Origin of the sequence: Burkholderia sp. 9779_493 (assembly GCF_015712215.1) — a bacterium.
Taxonomy (GTDB): Bacteria; Pseudomonadota; Gammaproteobacteria; order Burkholderiales; family Burkholderiaceae; genus Burkholderia; species Burkholderia cenocepacia.
Map to the genome: position 1 here is coordinate 18,793 of NZ_JACCQA010000027.1, position 21,830 is coordinate 40,622.

21 protein-coding genes are annotated in these 21,830 nt (G+C 67.2%); 12 read left to right on the plus strand and 9 right to left on the minus strand.

What is annotated here, in order from left to right; translation table 11 throughout:
- Positions 1 to 223 precede the first annotated feature (223 nt).
- The 11 genes from H0X95_RS36030 to H0X95_RS25010 all read left to right on the plus strand — a co-directional run bounded on the left by H0X95_RS36030 (position 224) and on the right by H0X95_RS25010 (position 13,065).
- The gene (locus H0X95_RS36030) at positions 224 to 406 is read left to right on the plus strand and encodes a hypothetical protein (protein ID WP_006488040.1); all 183 of its coding nucleotides are present in this window, start codon (positions 224 to 226) and stop codon (positions 404 to 406) included.
- Between the two features lie 283 nt (positions 407 to 689).
- Entirely contained in the window at positions 690 to 1,475 is a 786-nt protein-coding gene (locus H0X95_RS24965; RefSeq protein WP_196446256.1) for a gamma-glutamyl-gamma-aminobutyrate hydrolase family protein, read from the plus strand.
- A 28-nt stretch (positions 1,476 to 1,503) separates the two neighbouring features.
- Positions 1,504 to 2,841 carry a glutamine synthetase family protein gene (locus H0X95_RS24970; RefSeq protein WP_006485614.1) on the plus strand — a complete coding sequence of 446 codons (1,338 nt, stop codon included), beginning with the start codon at positions 1,504 to 1,506 and terminating at the stop codon, positions 2,839 to 2,841.
- 34 nt (positions 2,842 to 2,875) lie between these two features.
- Positions 2,876 to 4,318, plus strand: a complete 1,443-nt coding sequence (locus H0X95_RS24975) for an aspartate aminotransferase family protein (RefSeq protein WP_196446257.1) — start codon at positions 2,876 to 2,878, stop codon at positions 4,316 to 4,318.
- A 63-nt stretch (positions 4,319 to 4,381) separates the two neighbouring features.
- Positions 4,382 to 5,497 (plus strand): polyamine ABC transporter substrate-binding protein, encoded by a 1,116-nt coding sequence (locus tag H0X95_RS24980; RefSeq protein ID WP_006485616.1) that lies wholly within the window; start codon positions 4,382 to 4,384, stop codon positions 5,495 to 5,497.
- Between the two features lie 146 nt (positions 5,498 to 5,643).
- The gene (locus H0X95_RS24985; protein WP_006485613.1) at positions 5,644 to 6,798 is read left to right on the plus strand and encodes an ABC transporter ATP-binding protein; all 1,155 of its coding nucleotides are present in this window, start codon (positions 5,644 to 5,646) and stop codon (positions 6,796 to 6,798) included.
- Positions 6,799 to 6,808: 10 nt separating this feature from the next.
- Entirely contained in the window at positions 6,809 to 7,795 is a 987-nt protein-coding gene (locus H0X95_RS24990) for an ABC transporter permease subunit (protein ID WP_006485610.1), read from the plus strand.
- Positions 7,792 to 8,631: an ABC transporter permease subunit gene (locus H0X95_RS24995; protein WP_006485612.1), complete on the plus strand. Its 840-nt coding sequence runs from the start codon at positions 7,792 to 7,794 to the stop codon at positions 8,629 to 8,631. Before H0X95_RS24990 ends, H0X95_RS24995 begins: the two co-directional genes overlap by 4 nt.
- Positions 8,632 to 8,746: 115 nt before the next feature.
- Complete coding sequence (locus tag H0X95_RS25000) at positions 8,747 to 10,336, plus strand: DUF3138 family protein (protein WP_006495490.1); 1,590 nt, start codon at positions 8,747 to 8,749, stop codon at positions 10,334 to 10,336.
- A 97-nt stretch (positions 10,337 to 10,433) separates the two neighbouring features.
- The gene (locus tag H0X95_RS25005) at positions 10,434 to 11,738 is read left to right on the plus strand and encodes an NAD(P)/FAD-dependent oxidoreductase (RefSeq protein WP_059720872.1); all 1,305 of its coding nucleotides are present in this window, start codon (positions 10,434 to 10,436) and stop codon (positions 11,736 to 11,738) included.
- 25 nt (positions 11,739 to 11,763) lie between these two features.
- A complete protein-coding gene (locus H0X95_RS25010; protein WP_059720871.1) occupies positions 11,764 to 13,065 on the plus strand; it encodes an NAD(P)/FAD-dependent oxidoreductase in 1,302 nt (433 codons plus the stop codon).
- A 92-nt stretch (positions 13,066 to 13,157) separates the two neighbouring features.
- Here the strand turns inward: H0X95_RS25010 and H0X95_RS25015 are convergent, their stop codons facing one another.
- From H0X95_RS25015 to H0X95_RS25045, 7 genes are all read right to left on the minus strand, one after another.
- Positions 13,158 to 13,832, minus strand: a complete 675-nt coding sequence (locus tag H0X95_RS25015; protein ID WP_059720870.1) for a DUF799 domain-containing protein — start codon at positions 13,830 to 13,832, stop codon at positions 13,158 to 13,160.
- A gap of 10 nt (positions 13,833 to 13,842) precedes the next feature.
- Entirely contained in the window at positions 13,843 to 14,274 is a 432-nt protein-coding gene (locus tag H0X95_RS25020) for a DUF4810 domain-containing protein (protein WP_034201258.1), read from the minus strand.
- Between the two features lie 57 nt (positions 14,275 to 14,331).
- Positions 14,332 to 15,003, minus strand: coding sequence for a CsgG/HfaB family protein (locus tag H0X95_RS25025; RefSeq protein WP_185626066.1), 672 nt, complete (start codon positions 15,001 to 15,003; stop codon positions 14,332 to 14,334).
- Positions 15,004 to 15,535: 532 nt separating this feature from the next.
- Positions 15,536 to 16,891: a glutathione-disulfide reductase gene (gene gor / locus H0X95_RS25030; protein ID WP_059720869.1), complete on the minus strand. Its 1,356-nt coding sequence runs from the start codon at positions 16,889 to 16,891 to the stop codon at positions 15,536 to 15,538.
- Positions 16,892 to 17,131: 240 nt separating this feature from the next.
- Positions 17,132 to 17,356 carry a hypothetical protein gene (locus H0X95_RS25035; protein ID WP_011546403.1) on the minus strand — a complete coding sequence of 75 codons (225 nt, stop codon included), beginning with the start codon at positions 17,354 to 17,356 and terminating at the stop codon, positions 17,132 to 17,134.
- 374 nt (positions 17,357 to 17,730) lie between these two features.
- A complete protein-coding gene (locus tag H0X95_RS25040) occupies positions 17,731 to 18,852 on the minus strand; it encodes a porin (RefSeq protein WP_012492356.1) in 1,122 nt (373 codons plus the stop codon).
- Between the two features lie 347 nt (positions 18,853 to 19,199).
- The gene (locus tag H0X95_RS25045; protein ID WP_006495495.1) at positions 19,200 to 19,946 is read right to left on the minus strand and encodes a YoaK family protein; all 747 of its coding nucleotides are present in this window, start codon (positions 19,944 to 19,946) and stop codon (positions 19,200 to 19,202) included.
- Between the two features lie 287 nt (positions 19,947 to 20,233).
- On the opposite strand from H0X95_RS25045, the gene H0X95_RS25050 reads away from it, so the two are divergent.
- The gene (locus H0X95_RS25050) at positions 20,234 to 20,572 is read left to right on the plus strand and encodes a hypothetical protein (RefSeq protein ID WP_006483072.1); all 339 of its coding nucleotides are present in this window, start codon (positions 20,234 to 20,236) and stop codon (positions 20,570 to 20,572) included.
- 46 nt (positions 20,573 to 20,618) lie between these two features.
- Here H0X95_RS25050 and H0X95_RS25055 read toward each other — a convergent pair whose 3' ends face one another.
- Positions 20,619 to 21,146, minus strand: a complete 528-nt coding sequence (locus tag H0X95_RS25055) for a chromate transporter (RefSeq protein WP_006477572.1) — start codon at positions 21,144 to 21,146, stop codon at positions 20,619 to 20,621.
- Complete coding sequence (locus tag H0X95_RS25060; RefSeq protein ID WP_060210659.1) at positions 21,143 to 21,802, minus strand: chromate transporter; 660 nt, start codon at positions 21,800 to 21,802, stop codon at positions 21,143 to 21,145. Before H0X95_RS25060 ends, H0X95_RS25055 begins: the two co-directional genes overlap by 4 nt.
- Between the last annotated feature and the right edge of the window lie 28 nt (positions 21,803 to 21,830).

The window sequence follows — 21,830 nt, forward strand, 5'->3', positions numbered from 1 at the left end:
ATGCTGGCTCTCAGGTCGGCGTCATCAGGCTTTCATAGGCATCGAAAAGCGTTATCGCAACGCAACAATTGATGCCCGTCAATGTAAATGACGCAGGACCGGCGCCTCGATTATTTTAAACGCCCCGTGCGTCGAAACGATCAGGTGTTCAATACTTTCAACAAACCAGTCGAGTGTAATCGTGAGAGTCCGTGGCCCTCTGGTGAGGTGGGATCGAGGCGATGTGCGAAGTTTGCGCAGCGCCGTTCCCGCTTCCGACGGCAGTTGCGGCTGGCATAGTCCTCGCCTGCTTCACCTGTCGATCTACACCATCCTGTCCCGTCGTTCCGTTCGGCGTCACAACGCCGTTTCCGCACGCGCATTCGTCGCCGTCGATACCGACGAAGTGGCGTCGCTGCTGCCGTAGCGCCTCTCCTTTCTTCACGTCGTCCGTTTCATGTGCCGATTCGCCAACCGCATCTTCCGTGCGGTGACGGAACGCGTTCGCGCATACGTTGCCGCGTCGCGTATCGCGAGGAAACGAACGACGGCCTGATCGTCGCGCGCAGCGCGGATCGCCACGCCATCCCGTTGCGCCCATTCACCAGCGGCCGTGCGCCTCGCGCCCGGCTGCGGGGTCGTGTCGCGCCTGCGTTTTGCCGCATCCGGCTCGATGCACGTCACGTCCCTACGGATTACTGATTGACGTCATGGAAAGGAAACCTCTCGTCGGCATCACCGCCGACCTCACCCAGACCGGCGCCCACGCGTCGCATACGGTCGGCGACAAATACGTCGCCGCGATCGTCGACGGCGCGCAGGCGCTCGCGATGGTGCTGCCCGCCCTCGGCGAGCGCCAGTCGACCGCCGACGTGCTCGACGCGGTCGACGGGCTGCTGTTTACCGGCAGCTACTCGAACGTCGAGCCGCATCTGTATGGCGGCGAACCGAGCGCACCGGGCACGAAGCACGACCCGGCGCGCGACGCGACGACGCTGCCGCTGCTGCGCGCGGCCATCGTCGCGGGCGTGCCCGTGCTCGCCGTGTGCCGCGGCTTCCAGGAGCTGAACGTCGTGTGCGGCGGCACGCTGCATCAGCGCGTGCACGACGTGCCCGGCTTCGCCGACCACCGCGAGGACGACGACGCGCCGATGGATACGCAATACGGCCCTGCGCACGTCGTGCGCCTGACGCCCGGCGGCCAGCTGCATGCGCTCGCCGGCGGCCTCGACGAAGTGCAGGTGAACTCGCTGCACAAGCAGGGCGTCGCGCAACTCGGCTCCGGCCTCGCGGTCGAGGCCGTCGCGCCGGATGGCCTGATCGAGGCCGTGAGCGTCGTCGACGCACCGGCGTTCGCGCTCGCCGTGCAGTGGCATCCGGAATGGCGACATGCGCAGGACCCGCTGTCGAGCGCGATCTTCCGCGCGTTCGGCGACGCGTGCCGCGCGCGCCGCGCCGCCCGCACGCGCGCCACGGCCGCCGCCGCGCTCGCCTGAGCGCGCCCACCAGACAACGAGAACAGACATGCAAGACATCGAAGACTTTCTGAAGCAGCACCGGATCACCGAGATCGAAGCGATCATTCCCGACATGGCCGGCATCGCGCGCGGCAAGATCACGCCGCGCAACAAGTTCACGTCCGGCGAATCGATGCGCCTGCCGCAAGCCGTGATGGTGCAGACCGTCACCGGCGAATATCCGGAAGACGGCTCGCTGACCGGCGTGACCGACCCCGACATGGTGTGCGTGCCCGACACATCGACGATCCGCCTGATTCCGTGGGCCGTCGACCCGACCGCGCAGGTGATCCACGACTGCGTGCACTTCGACGGCTCGCCGGTCGAGATCTCGCCGCGCTACGTGCTGCGCCGCGTGCTCGACCTGTACAAGGCGAAGGGCTGGAAGCCGGTCGTCGCGCCGGAACTCGAGTTCTACCTGGTCGACATGAACAAGGACCCCGACCTGCCGCTGCGTCCGCCGGTCGGCCGCACGGGCCGCCCCGAAACGGGCCGCCAGTCGTACTCGATCGAGGCCGTCAACGAGTTCGATCCGCTGTTCGAGGACATCTACGAGTACTGCGAATCGCAGAACCTCGACATCGACACGCTGATCCACGAAGTCGGCGCCGCGCAGATGGAGATCAACTTCATGCACGGCGACGCGCTGTCGCTGGCCGACCAGGTGTTCCTGTTCAAGCGCACGGTGCGCGAGGCCGCGCTGCGCCACAACATGTACGCGACGTTCATGGCCAAGCCGATGGAAGACGAACCGGGTTCGGCGATGCACGTGCACCAGAGCATCGTCGACGAGGAAACGGGCCAGAACCTGTTCACGTCGCAGGAAACCGGCGGCGCGACGTCGATGTTCTACAACTATCTCGCGGGGCTGCAGAAGTACACGCCGGCGCTGATGCCGATCTTCGCGCCGTACATCAACTCGTACCGCCGCCTGTCGCGCTTCATGGCCGCGCCGATCAACGTGCAGTGGGGCTACGACAACCGCACGGTGGGTTTCCGCATTCCGCATTCGGGCCCGGCCGCGCGTCGTATCGAAAACCGCATCCCGGGCGTCGACTGCAACCCGTACCTCGCGCTCGCCGCGACGCTCGCGGCCGGCTATCTCGGCATGACGCAGCGCCTGGAGCCGACCGAGCCGCTGGTGAGCGACGGCTACAGCCTGCCGTACCAGTTGCCGCGCAACCTCGAGGAAGGGCTGACGCTGATGGCCGCGTGCGAGCCGCTCGGCGAGATCCTCGGGCACAAGTTCCTGAAGGCGTATTTCGCGCTGAAGGAAACCGAATACGAAGCGTTCTTCCGCGTGATCAGCTCGTGGGAACGCCGCCATCTGCTGCTGCACGTGTAAGCGTGCCAACCGCATACGGAATCACGGAGGAAACATGACTTACCGCAACGAATCTGCCTGGATCCAGCCGGCCGCACCGACCGCCACGGCCGCCGCGCCGCGCGCGACGCAGGCACGCTCGACCGCCGAATACCGCGCGCTCGACGCCGCGCACCACATCCATCCGTTCTCGGACATGGGCTCGCTCAATCGTGCCGGCAGCCGCGTGATCGTGAAGGCCGACGGCGTCTACCTGTGGGACTCGGACGGCAACAAGGTGATCGACGGGATGGCCGGCCTGTGGTGCGTGAACGTCGGTTACGGGCGCAAGGAACTCGCCGACGCCGCGTATCGCCAGATCCAGGAACTGCCGTTCTACAACACGTTCTTCAAGACCACGCATCCGCCGGTGATCGAGCTTTCCGCGATGCTCGCGGAAGTGACGCCGGCCGGCTTCAACCACTTCTTCTATTGCAACAGCGGCTCGGAAGGCAACGACACCGTGCTGCGACTCGTGCACCAGTACTGGCGCGTGCAGGGCAAGCCGCAGAAGAAATACGTGATCTCGCGCAAGAACGGCTATCACGGCTCGACGATCGCGGGCGGCACGCTCGGCGGGATGGGCTACATGCACGAGCAGATGCCGTCGAAGGTGGAGCACATCGTGCACATCGACCAGCCGTACTTCTTCGGCGAAGCGCAAGCCGGCGAGACGCCCGAAGCATTCGGCCTCGCGCGCGCGCAGCAGCTCGAAGCGAAGATTCTCGAACTCGGCGCGGAGAACGTCGCGGCCTTCATCGGCGAGCCGTTCCAGGGCGCGGGCGGCGTGATCTTCCCGCCGTCGACGTACTGGCCGGAAATCCAGCGGATCTGCCGCAAGTACGACATCCTGCTGGTCGCCGACGAAGTAATCGGCGGTTTCGGCCGTACCGGCGAATGGTTCGCGCACCAGCACTTCGGCTTCGAGCCGGATCTGATCACGATGGCCAAGGGCCTCACGTCGGGTTACGTGCCGATGGGTGCGGTGGGCATTCACGAGCGCGTCGCGCGTCCGATCATCGACAACGGCGAATTCAATCACGGCCTCACGTATTCGGGTCACCCGGTGGCAGCCGCCGTCGCGGTCGCGAACCTGAAGCTGCTGCGCGACGAGGGCATCGTCGAGCGCGTGAAGACCGATACCGGCCCGTACTTCCAGGCGCTGATGCGCGAAACCTTCGCGCGTCATCCGATCGTCGGCGAAGTGCATGGCCACGGGATGGTCGCGAGCCTGCAACTGGCCGAAGCGCCGGCCGAACGCCGCCGCTTCGCGAACGGCGGCGACGTCGGCACGATCTGCCGCGACTTCTGCTTCAACGGCAACCTGATCATGCGCGCGACCGGCGACCGGATGCTGCTGTCGCCGCCGCTCGTGATCTCGCGCCAGGAAATCGATGAACTCGTGTCGAAGGCGAAGAAGGCCGTCGATGCCACCGCCCAGCAACTGGGTATTTCGTAACGGTTTTTGCCTACAGGCGTGCGGCGGGCGCCGCACGCCGCCATCATCCAGGGGAATTCCACCATGCGTGCCTGCATTCTTCGCCAAGCCTGTTCCGTCGCCGCCCTCGCCGCCGCGGCCGCGCTCACGTCGGTCGCCAGCCCGTCGGCGCATGCCGACGAACTGAACGTCTACAACTGGTCCGACTACATCGCGCCGGACACGATCCCGAACTTCCAGAAACAGACGGGTATCCACGTCAAGTACGACAACTACGACAGCGACGACACGCTGCAGGCGAAGCTGCTGGCCGGCAGCTCGGGCTACGACATCGTCGTGCCGACGTCGAACTACATGGCCAAGCAGATCCAGGCCGGCGTGTACCAGAAGCTCGACAAGTCGAAGATTCCGAACCTCGCGAACCTCGACCCGCTGCTGATGAAGATGATCGCCGACGCCGATCCGGGCAACCAGTACGGCGTGCCGTGGGCCTACGGCACGGACGGCATCGGCTACAACGTGCAGGCGGTGAAGAAGGCGCTCGGCGACAAGGCGCCGGTCGACAGCTGGGCGCTGGTGTTCGACCCGGCCAACATGGAGAAGCTGAAGGGCTGCGGCGTGTCGTTCCTCGACCAGGCCGTCGACGTGTTCGCCGCCACGCTGCAATACATGGGCAAGGACCCGAACAGCAAGAACCCCGGCGACTACCAGGCTGCCTTCGAAGTCCTGAAGAAAGTCCGCCCGTACATCACCCAGTTCAACTCGTCCGGCTACATCAACGATCTCGCGAACAACGACGTGTGCGTCGCGCTCGGCTGGTCGGGCGACATCGGCATCGCGCACCGCCGCTCGTCGGAAGCGAAGCGCTCGTACGACATCAAGTTCGCGAACCCGAAGGAAGGCGGCCTGCTGTGGTTCGACGTGATGGTGATCCCGAAGGATGCGCCGCACCCGGAAGCCGCGATGAAGTGGATCAACTACGTGTCCGATCCGAAGGTCAACGCGGCGATCACCAACACGGTGTTCTACCCGACCGCGAACAAGGCCGCGCACCCGTTCGTCACGCCGGCCGTCGCGCAGGACCCGACCGTCTACCCGCCCGAGGACGTGCTGAAGAAGATGGTGCTGATGAAGCCGATGCCGGCCGACATCCTGCGCCTCGAGAACCGTCTGTGGGCCCAGTTGAAGACGGGCCACTGACCGCCTGAGATCCGCGGACGTCCGTCCGCTCGCGCGCCCCGCGCGCGCTGTTCCATCCGGCACGAGCCGTCGTCCGCGAGTCGCGTTGCGCGCCTCGCGCGGGGACGCTCACGCCTGCAATCCGTGAAGAACGAATGGTGACTCCCATGCAATCGATACCCTCTTCCGCTGCTGCACGACAGACCCAACCGGCCACGGCGCCCCGCACGCAAAACGACGCGTTCGTGCGCATCGAAAACGTCGTGAAGAAATTCGGCGACAGCACGGCCGTCGACAACGTGAACCTGACGATCGCGAAGAACGAGCTGTTCGCGCTGCTCGGCAGCTCGGGCTGCGGCAAGTCCACGCTGCTGCGCATGCTCGCCGGGCTGGAAACGGCGACCTCCGGCAAGATCTTCGTCGACGGCGAGGACCTCGCGTCGCTGCCGCCGTACCGCCGCCCGGTCAACATGATGTTCCAGTCGTATGCGCTGTTTCCGCACATGACGGTCGAATCGAACGTCGCATTCGGCCTGAAGCAGGAAGGCACGCCGAAGCACGAGATCAAGGAGCGCGTGGCCGACGCGCTCGCGCTCGTGCAGATGAGCAAGTACGCGAAGCGCAAGCCGCATCAGCTGTCCGGCGGCCAGCAGCAGCGCGTCGCGCTCGCCCGCTCGCTGGTGAAGCGCCCGAAGCTGCTGCTGCTCGACGAGCCGATGTCCGCGCTCGACAAGAAGATCCGCCAGAAGACCCAGCTCGAACTGGTCAACATCATCGAGAAGGTCGACGTGACCTGCGTGATGGTCACGCACGATCAGGAAGAAGCGATGACGATGGCGAGCCGCCTCGCGGTGATGAGCGAAGGCAAGATCGTGCAGATCGGCTCGCCCGGCGAAGTCTACGAATACCCGAACAGCCGCTTCTCGGCCGAATTCATCGGCTCGACCAACCTGTTCGAGGGGCGCGTCGTCGAGGACGAGCCCGATCACATCTTCGTCGAAAGCGACGATCTCGAAACGCGCATGTACGTGAGCCACGGCGTGACCGGCCCGCTCGGGATGCCGGTCGGCATCTCGGTGCGCCCGGAGCGCGTGCACGTGTCGCGCGAGAAGCCGGGCTCGAAGCACAACTGGGCGCGCGGCGTCGTCACCGACATCGCGTACATGGGCAGCTATTCGCTGTACCACGTGCGTTTGCCGAGCGGCAAGACGGTGGTGTCGAACCTGTCGAGCTCGCACCTGATGAACGACGGCGCGCCCGCGTGGAACGACGACGTGTTCGTGTCGTGGTCGCCGGCCAGCGGCGTCGTGCTGACGCAGTGAGGACGCCACGATGAGAACCTCCGCTTCCACGCCTTCCGCGCCGGTGCCGACCGGCGCTACCGCTGTCACCCAGGCTCATCAACGCCGCAGCCGCTTCTCCGTGCTGTCGCGCTTCCTGCCGTCGGGCCGCAACGTCGCGATCGGCGTGCCGTTCCTGTGGCTCGCCGTGTTCTTCGCGCTGCCGTTCGTGCTGGTGCTGAAGATCAGCTTCGCCGACCAGGTGATGGGCATCCCGCCGTACACGTCGCTCGTCGAGATCAAGGACGGCGTCGTGCACTTCGCGCTGCAGCTGTCGCACTACGCGTTCCTGCTGCAGGACGACCTGTACATCGCGACCTACCTCAGCTCGCTGAAGATGGCCGCCGTGTCGACGGTGCTGTGCCTGCTGATCGGTTACCCGATGGCGTACTACATCGCGCGCTCGGAGCCGAACCGTCGCAACGTGCTGATGATGGCCGTGATGCTGCCGTTCTGGACGTCGTTCCTGATCCGCGTGTACGCATGGATCGGCATCCTGAAGGACGACGGCCTGCTGAACCACACGCTGATCGCGCTCGGCATCATCCACACGCCGCTGCGGCTCTATCACAGCGACGCGGGCGTCTACATCGGGATGGTCTATTCGTACCTGCCGTTCATGGTGATGCCGCTGTACGCGCACCTCGTGAAGATGGACCTGACGCTGCTCGAAGCCGCGTACGACCTCGGCGCGAAACCGTGGGTCGCGTTCACGCGCATCACGCTGCCGCTGTCGAAGAACGGGATCATCGCCGGCAGCCTGCTCGTGTTCATCCCGGCGGTGGGCGAGTACGTGATTCCGGAGCTGCTCGGCGGCGCCGACACGCTGATGATCGGCCGCGTGATGTGGGATGAATTCTTCAACAACATGGACTGGCCGATGGCGTCCGCGGTGACGGTCGCGATGGTGATGCTGCTGCTCGTGCCGATGGCGCTGTTCCAGTACTACCAGGTCAAGGAACTGGGAGACGCGAAATGATCAAGCCGAGCAAACCGCTGTCGACGGGCGTTCTCGCCTTCGGCTTCCTGTTCCTCTACATCCCGATCATCAGCCTGATCGTGTACTCGTTCAACGAATCGAAGCTCGTGACGGTGTGGTCGGGCTTCTCGCTGAAGTGGTACGCGGCGCTACTCGACGACGACGAGCTGCTGACCGCCGCGTGGCTGTCGCTGAAGATCGGCCTGCTGACGGCCACCGCGTCGGTCGTGATCGGCACGTGGGCCGGCTTCGTGCTCGCGCGCTTCGGCCGCTTCAAGGGCTTCACGCTGTACACCGGGATGATCAACGCACCGCTGGTGATTCCGGAGGTGATCCAGGGGATTTCGCTGCTGTTGCTGTTCGTCGCGCTCGAGCAGATGTTCGGCTGGCCGAAGGGGCGCGGGATGGTGACGATCTGGATCGGCCACGTGATGTTGTGCGTGTCGTACGTGGCGATCATCGTGCAGTCGCGCGTGAAGGAGATGAACAAGTCGCTCGAGGAGGCCGCGCTCGACCTGGGCGCGACGCCGCTGAAGGTGTTCTTCGTGGTGACGCTGCCGCTGATCTCGCAGGCGCTGCTGTCGGGTTGGCTGCTGTCGTTCACGCTGTCGATCGACGATCTGGTGCTGTCGGCGTTCCTGTCCGGGCCGGGGTCGACGACGCTGCCGCTGGTGGTGTTCTCGCGCGTGCGGCTGGGGCTGAACCCGGAGATGAACGCGCTGGCGACGCTGTTCATCACGGCCGTGACGATCGGCGTGATCGTCGTGAACCGGATGATGATCGCGCGCGAACGACGCCGGATGGCCGACCTGAAGGCCGCGTTCGCGGTGGCCTGACCGCCGGCCTCCTGCTTCGACGATAACAAGCACTGCAGACAAGCAAGACGCGCTGCCCCAGGGGGGCGCGCGATTCGATCCCGATTTGACAGGCGCACGACTAGGAGAATCCGCAATGAAGAAGAAACTGATCTGCCTGCTGGTGGCCGGCGCGTTGCCGGGCATCGCGCTGGCCGGTTCGACATCCGCCGAAATCAAGGCGCTGCAGGCGCAGGTCGCCGCGCTGCAGAAACAGATGAAGGCCATGCAGGCGCAGCTCGCCGCGAAGCCGGGCGGCGCAGGGGGGGGCGCGACGTCCGGCGCGAGCGGCGGCATGGCCGGCGGCGGCAACGCCGTCGCGGTCGCCGCCGACCCGGGCTCGCCGGATTACGGCAAGGCACGCGCGACGCTGACCAACGACGAGGTCAGCGAGATGAAGCAGCAGATCGCGAACCAGCAGCTGAAGGTCGATTCGTTGACCGACGCGGCCAACACCGGCCCGCTCGCCGGCCTGTCGGTCACCGGCTACATCGATCCGACCTACATCTACAACCGCGCGGCCGGCACGTCGTCGTTCCTGTTCGCGAACCACGAGAACGCGTACAACTACTTCAACAGCACGTTCGGCGATCTCTACCTCGACATCAAGAAGACTTTCGGCGTCGGCCCGATGGCACCATCGGCCGAGATCACGTTGATGCCGAACCGCGGCAACGGCATCACGCTGCTGCAGAACTCGCGCGGCTCGATCACCGACAACCTGCTGAACACGGCGGTGATCAACGTGCCGATCACCGCGGAAACGACGCTGGTCGCCGGCCTGATCCCGAGCTTCGGCGGCTACGAAGTGCAGCAGTCGAACCAGATGCTCACGCTCACGCACAACCTGCTGTACGATTTCTCCGATCCGGGCAGCTACGTCGGTGTCGGCGCGAACTACACGAAGGGCGCCTGGGCGTGGAAGTTCTTCCTCGGCAACGAGCAGTACCGCACCTACGGTTCGGTCACGCAGACGGGCACCAATGCGCTCGGCGACCCGATCACCACCAGCAACAAGGTGCCGACCTTCACCGCGCGCGCGGACTACACGTGGTCGAGCGCGCTCGATCTCGGCGGCTCGTTCAACATCGGCCGCCAGACGCTGTCGAGCGCGATCGACGCGGACGGTGTCGTCCACTACGGCCCGGGCGGCGCGGCGCCGAGCGGCTACGGTTCGTTCTTCTTCGGCGAACTCGACGCGACCTACACGCTCGCCGACGTGCAGTACAACGCCGAAGTCGACTACGGCCGGCAGCAGCATGCGGCGTTCAACGGCGGGCTCGCGCAGTGGTACGGGCTGTCGCTGCTCGCGCACCGCAAGTTCAACGCGCCGGTGGTCGGCCGCATGGGCGTGACGCTGCGCTACGACCTGCTCGCGAACTCGAAGAACGGCGGCGGCGGCGGCGGCATCGCGCTGAACGGCAACGGGATGGACCCGAGCAACGGTTTCGGCGTCGACGCGGACTGTCTCGCGCAGTCGAAGGCCGGCGGCGGCCTGGGCTTCGAGTGCAAGGGCGCGGTGCGCCAGGACGTCGCGCTCGACCTGCTGTTCTATCCGACCCAGCAGATCACCGTGAAGGTCGAATACCGGCACGACTGGGCGAACAACAAGGTGTTCCTGCGCAACGACGGGTCGTACGGCAAGTCCAACGACCTGCTCGCGACGCAGTTCATCTATTCGTTCTGATGCAGCACGCGCGGGGCGACGTGCCGCACGCACGGCGTCCCGCGCCGTTTTCCGGGTGGCTGCGCGCCGTTGCAGCCTTGTCGAGGGAGTCGGTTTCATGACGCAGTCTTTCACCCGCCGCGCCGATGCGCTCGCGCGCGACTCGTACTACGAAGCCACGGCCACGCGGCCCGTGGCGGACGATCCGATGCTCGACGCGGCGATCGACGTCGACGTCTGCGTGATCGGCGCCGGCTTCGCCGGCCTGTCGACGGCGCTCGACTGCCGCGCGCGCGGGCTGTCGGTCGCCGTGATCGATGCGCAGCGGCCCGGCTGGGGCGCGTCGGGCCGCAACGGCGGCCAGGCGATCACCGGTTTCGCGAAAGACGAGGTGATCGAGCAGCAGCTCGGCCCCGACGGCGCGCGCGCCGCGTGGTCGCTGTCGCTCGACGGCGTCGCGCTGATCGCCGAGCGCATCGCGCGCTACGGGATCGACTGCGACTTCACGCGCGGCTACCTGACGGTCGCGACGAAGCCGCGCCGCATCGACGACCTGCGTGCGTGGATGAACGCCGCGACGTCGCGCTGGGGCCATCCGTCGCTCGCCTGGCTCGATACCGGCGAGATCCACGCGCGCATCGCATCGACGCGCTATCTGGCCGGCGTGCACGATCCGCTGTCGGGCCATCTGCATCCGCTCAAGTACTGCCTCGGCCTTGCCGATGCCGCACGCCGCGAAGGCGTCGCGCTGTACGCGCACACGCCGGCGCTCGACGTCGTGCGCGGCGCCCGGCCCGTCGTGCGCACGCCGTCGGGCGAAGTGCGCTGCCGCTTCGTCGTGTCGTGCTGCAACGCCGGGCCCGGCGGCGTGCTGCCGGCCGCGACCGCCGCGCGCATCGCGCCGATCGCGTCGTACATCATCGCGACCGAGCCGCTCGGCCGGGCGCGCGCCGATGCACTGATCGCCCGGCGCGAAGCCGTGTGCGACAACAACTTCTTCCTCGACTATTTCCGGCTGTCGGCCGACCACCGGATGCTGTTCGGCGGCCGGGCGAATTCGGCCGGCGCATCGCCCGCGGCGCTCGCCGAAGCGATCCGGCAACGCATGGTCGGCGTGTTCCCGCAGCTCGGCGACGTGCGCGTCGACCACGCGTGGGGCGGCTTCGTCGACGTCACGCGCAACCGCGCGCCGGATTTCGGCGCGATCGATCCGAACTTCTTCTACGTCCAGGGCTTCAGCGGCCACGGCGTCGCGCTCACCGGCATCGCCGGACGCGCGGTCGCCGGCGCGATCGCGGGCGACACGCACGCGTTCGACCTGTTCGCCCGCCTGCGTCACCGGCGCTTTCCCGGCGGCGATGCATGGCGGCAACCCGCGCTCGAACTCGGGATGCTGTACCACCGCGTACGCGAGCTGTTCTGAGCCCTTTCACTCCGCTTTCCTGATCATGCAGACATTCGCCAACCAGCCGCACGTCGCGTCGTACTACGCGGCGACCGCCAACGATACGACCCGCCACGCGCCGCTCGCCGGCACGATCGACGCCGACGTGTGCGTGATCGGCGCGGGCCTCACGGGCCTGTCCGCCGCGCTCAATCTCGCCGAGCGCGGCCATTCGGTGACCGTGCTCGAAGCGTCGCGGGTCGGATGGGCGGCGAGCGGCCGCAACGGCGGCCAGTTGATCGGCGGCTTCGCGTGCGACATCGACACGTTCGCGCAGTTCATGCCGGAAGGCGACGTGAAGCGCATCTGGGACATGGGGCTCGAGACGCTGTCGCTCGTGAAGTCGCGCATCGCGCGGCACGACATCGACTGCGCGCTGGTGCCCGGCTATCTGACCGCGGCCAACACCGAGCGCGACGCGGATGCGCTGAAACGCTGGCGCGACGAAGCCGCGAAGCGCTTCGGCTACGACCGCTTCCACTTCGTCGAAGCCGACGAACTCGGCGACTACGTGCAGTCGGCCCGCTATTGCGGCGGCCTGTACGACCCCGATAGCGGCCATCTTCATCCGCTCAACTACACGCTCGGCCTCGCGCGGGCGGCCACCGACGCGGGCGTGCGCATCCACGAGGACAGCTGCGTGACACGCGTGCGCGACGTGTCCGGCGGCCACGTCGTCGAGACGGGCGGCGGCAACGTGCGTGCGCGCTTCGTCGTGCTCGCCTGCAATACCTACGTCGGCACGCTCGCGCCCGCGCTGTCGAGGAAGATCATGCCGGTCGGCACCTACGTGATCGCGACCGAGCCGCTCGGCGAAGCGCGCGCCGCCGCGCTGATGCCTGCCCGCGCGGCGATCTGCGACAGCCGCTTCGTGCTCGACTACTTCCGGCCGGCGCCCGACACGCGGCTCGTGTGGGGCGGCAAGGTCAGCTATTCGACGCGCGCGCCGCGCGATCTCGCGGCGGCGATGCGCGCCGACATGCTGAAGACGTTCCCGCAGCTCGCGGACGTGAAGGTCGACTATGCGTGGGGCGGTTTCGTCGACATCACGATGAACCGCGCGCCGCACTTCGGCCGCATCACGCCGACCACGTATTTCGCGCAGGGGTTTTCGGGGCACGGCGTGAACACGACCGCGCTCGCGGGCAGGCTGATCGCCGAGGCGATCGACGGACAGGCGAGCCGCTTCGACCTGTTCGACAAGATCCGGCATCGCGACTTCCCCGGCGGCGCGGCGCTGCGCACGCCGGCGCTGGTGCTCGCGATGAGCTGGTATCGGCTGCTGGATGCGTTCGGCGTGCATTGAGCGCGCGCAGCGTCACCGCGCAAAAGCAGAACGGCCGCTCGTTCGAGCGGCCGTTCGGTCCGGCGGCAGGATTCGGGAGAAGCCGCCGCGCGTCAGTCGGTACCGTACTTCGGCGAGCGCGGCCCGTACAGCAGCCCGTTCGGCGGGCCCGCCGACAACAGCCGCGTGCTCGTCAGCCCGGCCACGTCATGCGCTTCGTCGGTCAGCGAATGCGCGACCTGCTTGACGGCTGCCTGCACGAGCGCCCCGACGATCCCGAACGCATTGACGCTCATGTTGTTGCCGACTTCCTTGCCGGTCGCGCGGCCCTCGCCCTGCCACAGCACGTCGCCGCTCTTCAGGTCGACGAGCTTCGCCGACGCGGCAACGGTCGTCGTGCTGTCGACCAGCTGGTAGACGGAGCCGTACTGCGTGACCTTCGAATACAGCACGGCGTCCACGCCGAAGATCTCGCGCAGCTTCGCCGGCGACGTAGCCTGGATGTCGGTCGCATTCGTCAGGCCGTTCTGCTTGAACGTCTCGTCCATCACCGCGACGGGCACCACGTAGTAGCCCGACTCGGCGAGCGGCAGCGTCATTTGCGACAGCACGCCGTAAGTCGCGCCGACGTCGGTGGTTTCATTGACCGGCGGCAGCACGAGGATCGAGCGCGGCTGGCTCTTCTTGAACGCCGTGTAGTCGGGACGTTGCACCGGCTGCGCGCACGCGCTCAGCAGCGCGGCGATCGACAGCGCGAACAGCAGCTTGAATGAAAGTGTCTTGAACATGGCGGGCGTGTCACTGTTTGGCAGGATTCGAATCGGCATTCTTCCGATCGGCAACGGTCTGGCCGGCGGCCGCCGGATTCGCGGCTTTCGACGCACCGGCCTTCTTCTTCATCAGGAAATCCATATACGACGCGGATTCCGGGAACAGCTGCTTCTCGGCCTGCAGTTCCTGCTCGGCCTGCTGCTCGTTGCCGACGCTCGCATACAGCATCCCGAGATGCGCATGGAAACCCGGCGGCGGCGTATGGCCCTTCGCGCGGATCTCCTGCAGCGCTTTTTCGAGCGCATCGATCTGCTGCTGCGGCGCTTGCTGCCCCTTGAAGTATTCGTACACCTGCGGCTGATAGCCGGTCCACTGATACAGCGGCGGCGTGGTCGGCGCCGCGCAGCCCGCGAGCAGCAAGGCGGCCGCCGTCGCCGGCAGCCAGATTCCCCGTTTCATGGTCTTGTCTCTTCTGGTTGGTGAAATGATTCGTGCGCGCCGTATCGCGCGCGGCACTTACTGCGCGGCCTTCAGCACGCCGGCGTCGACCTGGTCGACGAGATGGTTCACGGCTTCCTGGATCGCGAGGTCCAGCACCTTGCCGTTGAGCGTCGAGTCGTAGCCGGCGGTGCCGCCGAAGCCGATCACCTCGCGGTTCGACAGGCTGAATTCGCCCGCGCCCTGGCTCGATGCGACGACTTCCGACGTCGTCGTGTCGACGATGTTCAGGTTGACCTTCGCGTACGCGACCTGCGTCTTGCCGCGACCGAGAATGCCGAACAGCTGATGATCGCCGACGTCCTTGCGGCCGAACTCGGTCACGTCGCCGGTCACCACGTAGTTCGCGCCCTTCACGGCCTGCGCCTTCTTCATGAAGCCCGCTTCCTGCCTGATCTCGTCGAGATTCTCGCGATCGAGCACGTTGAAGCGGCGGCTCTGCTGCAGGCGCGTGACGAGGATCGTCTTCGCCTGTCCGCCGAGGCGGTCGATGCCGTCGGAGAAGATGCCGCGCATGTAGCTCGAGCGGTTGTCGAACTTGCCGACGGCGATCGCGACGGGCTTGCCCGCGTACGGCTTCTGCGCGCTGCTGACGGCCGGCACGTCGAGCGTGCGCGACGATTCGGTCGCGCAGCCGGACAGCGCCGCAACGACCGCGGCCGCCACGAGGACGGTGCGTCGTGTCTGAATGTTCACTGCTGGTCTCCTTGCTGGAAAAGATGGCACTGCGCGGGGCACACGCACGCGTTCATCGCCGATTCGGCGATCGCTGCAAGTCATGGAGGAGCGCGCGCAACGGATGCGTCACGGCGAAAAGCGGATCGACAATGCGATACGCGCCTGCATCGCGCGCACGGATGATTCCGTTATTCTGATTACTACGCTGTTGATCGCGCATGGTCGGCCCCGTATATGATTTTTCGCGATCATATCAAGCCTGTTTATCAAGACGGCTTATCTTGATAATAATTGACGATTTTCACGCTTATTTTTATTCGGCGACCCATTCGCGCGCAAAGCCCTGCAGGCAAGGGCTCGCGCGACATGCGCGCGATACTCGCCGGTCTTCCGTGTCGATATCGGCGGATTAACGGTCGATCCGCCGATATCGACACGCGTTAATTCATACCGTCGATCCGAACAATCGATATCTCTAAAATACGCCGTTCGGCATTCCGGCCGCACACGCGCGTGCAGCGATGCACACGCGCGTGCCATTCTGCTAATCGGCCACCTTCTGCCGCATCGTCACGAACTCCTCGGCCGCGGTCGGATGAATGCCGATCGTGTCGTCGAACTGCGCCTTCGTCGCGCCCGCGCGAATCGCGATCGCGATGCCCTGGATGATCTCGCCCGCATCGCGGCCGACCATGTGCGCGCCGACCACGCGCTGGCTGTCGCGCGCGACGACGAGCTTCATCAGCGTGCGCTCGTCGCGGCCCGACAGCGTGTGGCGCAACGCCTTGAACGACGTGCGGTAGATGTCGACGTCGCCGTGCGCGTGCCGCGCATCGGCTTCGGTCAGGCCGACCGTCGCGACCTCCGGCTGGCTGAACACGGCCGACGGCACGTACGCGTGATCGACCGCCACGCGCGACCCGCCGAACAGCGTGCGCGCGAGCAGCGCGCCGTCGCGCGTCGCGACCGGCGTGAGCTGCGGCCGCGACGTGACGTCGCCGATCGCGTGGATCGACGGCACCGACGTCGCCGAATACGCATCGACGGCAATCGCGCCGCGTGCATCGAGCAGGATGCCCGCCTGCTCGAGCCCGATTCCGTCGACGTTCGGCACGCGCCCCGTCGCATAAAGCACCTGATCGTACGGCCCGTGCCGCGCGTCGCCGACGCGCACGAACAGCGCGCCGTCGTCCGCGCGTTCGATCGATTCGATCACCGCGCGCGCATGAATCGTGACGCCCTGCTTCGTCATCTCGTCGGTCAGGAACTGGCGCACGTCGTCGTCGAAGCCGCGCAGGATTTTTTCGCCGCGATAGAACACGTCGACGTGGCTGCCGAAACCGTTGAAGATGCCCGCGAACTCGACCGCGATATAGCCGCCGCCGACCACCGCGATGCGTTTGGGCAGCGCCGCGAGCGACAGCGCCTCGCGCGACGTGATCGCGTGCTCGATGCCGGGCCGCGGCGGCAGCGACGGCCGCGAGCCGGTCGCGATCGCGAGGTGGCGCGCGCGGATCGTGCGCGTGCCGATCGCGACCGTGTGCGCATCGACGAGCGTCGCGCGGCCGGTGTGCATGTCGACGCCCGATTGCCGCAGCAGGTTGATGTAGATGTCGCTCAGCCGGTTGATCTCGCGATCCTTCGCGGCGATCAGCGCGGACCAGTCGAGCGTGCCGGCGCCGAAGGTCCAGCCGAAGCCCTTCGCGTCGTCGACCTCGTGCGGATAGTGCGACGCATAGACCAGCAGTTTCTTCGGGATGCAGCCGCGCAGCACGCAGGTGCCGCCGATCTGCTCTTCTTCCGCTATGCCGACGCGTGCGCCGTAGGACGCCGCCATGCGTGCGAGCCTCACGCCGCCCGAGCCGGCGCCGATGACGAACAGGTCGTAGTCGAAATCCATCGCATTCCCTCATCGCAGTTCGGATGGAGGGACGATAGCAAGATTCGGGGATTCGTGCGGCGCGTGGTGCGTGCCGCGCGCCCCATAAAAAACGGCGAGAGACGAGGCCTCTCGCCGGTCAAACCGGCTGGCGGTTGTGCCATGCGTCACCGATCGACCGCATGCCCGACCTGCCGATTGCGCGGCACCGGCCGGCCCTGGCGCGCGAAGGGCGCGCCCGCGGCCGACCGGCCGCCATGCTCATGCCTGCGACGTGTCGCTGCCGTCCGTCGCCTGCGTGTCGTCCGCCTGCTGCGGCTGCTCGTCCTTCTTCTCGAGCATGCCTTCGATCGCCTCGGCGCCCTTGAAACCCGCGACGGCCGCGGCCGCCTTGGTCAAGAGTCCCGCATCCGGATCCAGCTTTTCCGCGCCTTCGACGGCGGCGACTGCGCCGGCGATTTCACCCACGACGTTCAGGATACCCATCGTCATCCCCTTTCTAGAAAATCGTGAGCGCATCGTCCCACGAAAGAAACCGGCGGACCGTGTTTGTCATCGCCGGATACACAAGTTACGCATCAGGCCGGCCGCGCTCGCGGAGCGTCACCGGAACGACGCACGCGCACGCCTGACGGCATGCCACGAGCGATGCACGCAGCGTAGCGGAAAGCCTGCGCGCGCACTGTAAAAGTATGTTCTGGATTGCCGACGGATCGCTTACGGCGCGGGACTTCCGCAATGGAGCGCCCGCCGATTAGTCGTGCGCGCGTATGAAGGTCGCGTGACGAAAAAAAAGAGGCTCCTCGCGGAGCCTCTTCGATGTGCGCCGGACGAAGCCGGCGCATGCGTTCCGACGTTCGTCAGAAGATATTGCGCAGGCCGATCGCGATGCCCGTCTGGTTGCTGCGGCCGGGCAGCTCGACGTTCGCCGCGCCGGTCGTCTTGTTGAAGTCGACGGTGCCGTAGATTTCGGTGCGCTTGCTCAGCGCGTACTCGGCGATGCCGACGACCGCGTAGCGGTTGCCGCTCGCGAGCGTGCCGTTCGTGGTCATCGCATTGCGCATGTGGTCGTAGTAGAACGCGCCCGTCAGCGTCAGCGGCGCGCTGACCTGCCAGCTCACACCCGCGAACGGACCGTCGTCGATGCGGCCCGTGCCCTTCGCGACCGGAATCGTCTGCTGCGCGAGCAGGCTGTCGACGAAGCCCGTGTCGTCCTTCGAACGCAGGTAGCCCGCGTAGATCTTCGCCTTGCTGAACGCGTACACGATGTTCGCGTGGTAGATCGTCTGCTTGCGCGCCGAGTTGTCGCTGTTCTGCTGCGCGCCGGCCGCGATGCTGAGCGGACCCATCACGTACGACAGCGACACGCCCCACGCATTGCCCTTGCCGAGCGAACCCGGAATCTGGCCCGAGAAGCCGCCGGCGCCGGTCGATTCGTAGTTGGTGCCGGTCGAGTACATCGCCTTCGCCGTCAGGCCCTCGAACTTGCCCGTGTACTTGATCTGGTTGTCCGCATACAGGCCGCCGCCGAGGGCGACCGGCAGCCACGCGTTTTCGAGGTAGTTGCCGACGGTGAGCGGATCGTACGTATCCGACAGCAGGTCGAACAGCGGCGTCTTCTGCCGGCCGAGGGTCACCGTGCCGTACGGGCTCTGCAGGCCGACGTACGCCGCGCGGTTGAACAGGCGGCCGCTGTCGGCGAATGCGCCGTTCTGCAGGTTCACGCCGCTCTCGAGGTTGAACACGGCCTTCAGGCCGCCGCCGAGGTCTTCCGTGCCGTAGATGCCGAAGCGGCTGTTGGTGATCGCGCCGTTGCTCATCGACAGCAGGCCGTCGTTCTTGGCGTTGGCGTTGGTCAGGTAACGGATGCTGGCGTCGGCGACGCCCCAGAGCGTGACCGAGCTTTGTGCGGCCGCGTACTGGCTGGCAAATGCGAGCGCGGCGCCCCCTGCGATGGCTGCGAGTCGGGTGGTCTGCTTCATGAGCTTTCCTTTTTGTAGGTGTCTCCATTCATGGCCGGCCGCGTGCGCAGCCGGGTGGCGATCGCACGCGTTCATGGCGCGCACGATGTGGGCTGAATCATATGACGAGTGCGAACGCTGAAAGAAATTGAAATACGCGGTAATCGCGCGATTGTCGTCCGGGAACAACGTTTCCCGCGCCGGGCATGGCTCGCGCGGCGGCAGGGCGCGGAGCGACGGCGCCGGCGAGCGCACACGGCGCCGCAAGGTCCGGCGAGGGTGCGGCGCGGTAGCGCGGATCGGGCGAAACAGTCGGGGCGATCGTTGCGATCGGCTACCTCGGGCTGCGCGCTGCGGGCTGAGTGCCGTCAGGCGGTTTGCGCCGCGCCGTCGCTGCCGCTGCCCGCGTCGCCGCTGCCGCCCTCGCCGCCCGCACCGCCGTTCCCCGCGCGACGCCTGGCCCGTCGCACGATCTCCGCGAACGCGCCGACGAGCAGCAGCACGGCGCCCCACAGCGCGACGTCCGGCACCAGCCGCGTCACGAGGCCGCCGACCACCGCGCCCGCCAGGAAGCAGAAACTGATCGTCGCGAGCAGCGCCGAGTCGTGCAGCGCGCCCACGTCGTAGCGTGGAATCAGCCCGACGAACAGTTTCTGCGCGGCACGCCGCAGGTTGCCGGTCGTCATCACCGACGTGTACGACAGTGCCTCGAGATGGGTGAACGACAGCGTCTGCAGCGTCGCGACGAACGAGATGCCCGGAATCAGCCATGCGCTCGACGCGCCGACGAGGCCGCTCGCGGCGACGCCGAGAAACGCGATCTCGACGATCAGGCTCACGAACGCCGTATGCCGCATCCAGCCGCGCTGCGCGGCGAGGCCCAGCAGGTGCGCGACGAACACCGCGAGCACGAAGCCGCCGAGCGGCGGCACGTGGTGCAGCGCGGCGGCCCATTCGCCGGCCGACAGGTTGATGCCGAGCAGCGCGACGTTGCCGGTCATCGTGTTCGCGAACACGTGGCCGTGGCCGACGTACGTGTACGCGTCGAGATAGCCGCCGGACAGCGTCAGCAACGCGGCGACAGTGAGATTGCGGCTGGCGCCGTCGAGATCCATCGATCCTCCGTGGTGCGCGCCGCCCGGCCGCGCGCGGCGGGCGGTGCGCAGGTCAGTCGTGCCGGCACGCGCGGGGCGCCGCCGGCACTGCGCGGCCAGGCTTCGCCACCTGCCGCGCGCCAATATAATGTCCGTCGTCGGGGGACGGCCGAGCGCCGCACATCGCAGCCGGCCGGCACAGGTCCAACGCGCGGGTTTCACCGCCGCAAGACCGGCCGAGTATACCGGCCGGCCGCCACCGGCCGCGGCCAAGCGCGCCGCCCCGCCGTTCTTCACCGGGCCTTCGAATGACACTCGCGAAGTTCTTCCTGCGCTACACGGTCATCCCGTTCGCGGCGATCGTGCTGGTGGCCGTCTGGGCGTTCAACCGCGAATCGGACGAGATCGATGCGCGCCAGTACGCGGCGCTGGTGGCCGCCTATCCGTCGTTCACGCCGACGCTCAAGCACGAGGTGGCGGACGCGTTGCGCGGCGGCCGGCTCGCGAAGGCCGACTACGGCGCGATCATGCGCGATGCGCTCGACGCGGGGTTCGTGGTCGACTGGCCGGCCCCGACGGACGACGTCGGCGGCGAGCGCGGCCGGCTGCTGGGCCTCGTGAACGGCGACCTGCCGGCATCGCGGTAACCTGCAACCGCCGCCGCCGGCAACGGCGGGCGGCACGACGGGCCGCTCATTGCCCGATGCCCGTGAGCCCGATCAGCGCGCCGCCCGCGAGCAGCCACAGCGGGTGGATGCGCGTGCGCCACGCCAGCACCGCGCACGCGGCCGTGATGCCCCACTGGATCGCGGTGCGGTTCGACGCCTCGGAAATCAGCACCGCGCTCGCCGCGACGAGCCCCGCCGTCACCGGCATCATTCCCTGCTGCACGTAGCGGCGCCACGGCCGGTCGCGAAAACGCTCCCACGCATGCAGCGCGAGCACGGTGACGATCGACGACGGCCCGAATTTCGCGAGCGACGCGACGAGCAGCCCGGCCCAGCCGGCCACGTGCCAGCCGACCAGCGACACGATCATCATGTTCGGCCCCGGCGCCGCCTGGGCCAGCGCGAACAGCGCGGTGAACTCGTGCGCGCTCATCCAGTGATGCACGTCGACGACCTGCCGCTGCATCTCCGGCAGGATCGTGTTGCCGCCACCGAACGCGAGCAGCGACAACTGGCTGAAGATCGTCGCGATGGCGATCAGCGTATCGCTCATGGCCGGCGCTCCTGTTGCGTGTCGGACGTACCGTGCGCGCGATGCGCGGCAGCCGGCGCCGGCCGCGGCGTGCCCGCGTCGCGGCGGCGCGACGCGAGCCATACGCTGACGGGCGTCAGCACGAGCATCGTGGTCAGCAGCGGAACGCGCAGCACCGCGATCGCGACGAACGCGAACACGGCGATCGCAGCCGCCGCGCGCGGCGCCCGAAGCAGCGGCTTCGCGACCTTGATCGCCATCGCGACGAGCAGGCCGGCCGCCGCCGCCGCGAGCCCCGCGAACAGGTGCTGCACGTGCGGATCGTTCTGCGTCTTCGCGTACAGCACGCCGAGCGCGACGACGACCAGCGTCGGGCCGGCGATCAGCCCGAGAATGCCGGCGAATGCGCCGGCGACGCCGCGAAAGCGCATGCCGACGGCGACCGACAGGTTGATCACGTTGCCGCCCGGCAGGAACTGGCACAGGCCGAGCAGATCGGTGAATTCGTCGGCGGAGAGCCATTTGCGCTCGTCGACGATGGTGCGCCGCGCGAACGGCAACGCGCCGCCGAACGACATCAGGCCGAGCGACAGGAAACCGGTGAACAGCTCGGCGAGGCCGACGCTGCGGGGCGGCGCGCCGGACGGCGGGGGGGCGGGCGGCGAAGCGGATTGCATGGGGCTCCTCATCAAACGGTGAAGCGAG

What these genes read in the sequence shown, in the direction of transcription:
- H0X95_RS24980 (WP_006485616.1), top strand. Translation starts at nt 4,382, where the DNA reads ATGCGTGCCTGCATTCTTCGCCAAGCCTGTTCCGTCGCCGCCCTCGCC.
- H0X95_RS25020 (WP_034201258.1), bottom strand. Translation starts at nt 14,274, where the DNA reads ATGAAACGGGGAATCTGGCTGCCGGCGACGGCGGCCGCCTTGCTGCTC.
- H0X95_RS25000 (WP_006495490.1), top strand. Translation starts at nt 8,747, where the DNA reads ATGAAGAAGAAACTGATCTGCCTGCTGGTGGCCGGCGCGTTGCCGGGC.
- H0X95_RS24990 (WP_006485610.1), top strand. Translation starts at nt 6,809, where the DNA reads ATGAGAACCTCCGCTTCCACGCCTTCCGCGCCGGTGCCGACCGGCGCT.
- H0X95_RS24970 (WP_006485614.1), top strand. Translation starts at nt 1,504, where the DNA reads ATGCAAGACATCGAAGACTTTCTGAAGCAGCACCGGATCACCGAGATC.
- H0X95_RS25045 (WP_006495495.1), bottom strand. Translation starts at nt 19,946, where the DNA reads ATGGATCTCGACGGCGCCAGCCGCAATCTCACTGTCGCCGCGTTGCTG.
- H0X95_RS25040 (WP_012492356.1), bottom strand. Translation starts at nt 18,852, where the DNA reads ATGAAGCAGACCACCCGACTCGCAGCCATCGCAGGGGGCGCCGCGCTC.
- H0X95_RS25010 (WP_059720871.1), top strand. Translation starts at nt 11,764, where the DNA reads ATGCAGACATTCGCCAACCAGCCGCACGTCGCGTCGTACTACGCGGCG.
- H0X95_RS24995 (WP_006485612.1), top strand. Translation starts at nt 7,792, where the DNA reads ATGATCAAGCCGAGCAAACCGCTGTCGACGGGCGTTCTCGCCTTCGGC.
- gor (WP_059720869.1), bottom strand. Translation starts at nt 16,891, where the DNA reads ATGGATTTCGACTACGACCTGTTCGTCATCGGCGCCGGCTCGGGCGGC.
- H0X95_RS24975 (WP_196446257.1), top strand. Translation starts at nt 2,876, where the DNA reads ATGACTTACCGCAACGAATCTGCCTGGATCCAGCCGGCCGCACCGACC.
- H0X95_RS25015 (WP_059720870.1), bottom strand. Translation starts at nt 13,832, where the DNA reads ATGTTCAAGACACTTTCATTCAAGCTGCTGTTCGCGCTGTCGATCGCC.
- H0X95_RS25050 (WP_006483072.1), top strand. Translation starts at nt 20,234, where the DNA reads ATGACACTCGCGAAGTTCTTCCTGCGCTACACGGTCATCCCGTTCGCG.
- H0X95_RS25055 (WP_006477572.1), bottom strand. Translation starts at nt 21,146, where the DNA reads ATGAGCGATACGCTGATCGCCATCGCGACGATCTTCAGCCAGTTGTCG.
- H0X95_RS25060 (WP_060210659.1), bottom strand. Translation starts at nt 21,802, where the DNA reads ATGCAATCCGCTTCGCCGCCCGCCCCCCCGCCGTCCGGCGCGCCGCCC.
- H0X95_RS24985 (WP_006485613.1), top strand. Translation starts at nt 5,644, where the DNA reads ATGCAATCGATACCCTCTTCCGCTGCTGCACGACAGACCCAACCGGCC.
- H0X95_RS24965 (WP_196446256.1), top strand. Translation starts at nt 690, where the DNA reads ATGGAAAGGAAACCTCTCGTCGGCATCACCGCCGACCTCACCCAGACC.
- H0X95_RS25005 (WP_059720872.1), top strand. Translation starts at nt 10,434, where the DNA reads ATGACGCAGTCTTTCACCCGCCGCGCCGATGCGCTCGCGCGCGACTCG.
- H0X95_RS25035 (WP_011546403.1), bottom strand. Translation starts at nt 17,356, where the DNA reads ATGGGTATCCTGAACGTCGTGGGTGAAATCGCCGGCGCAGTCGCCGCC.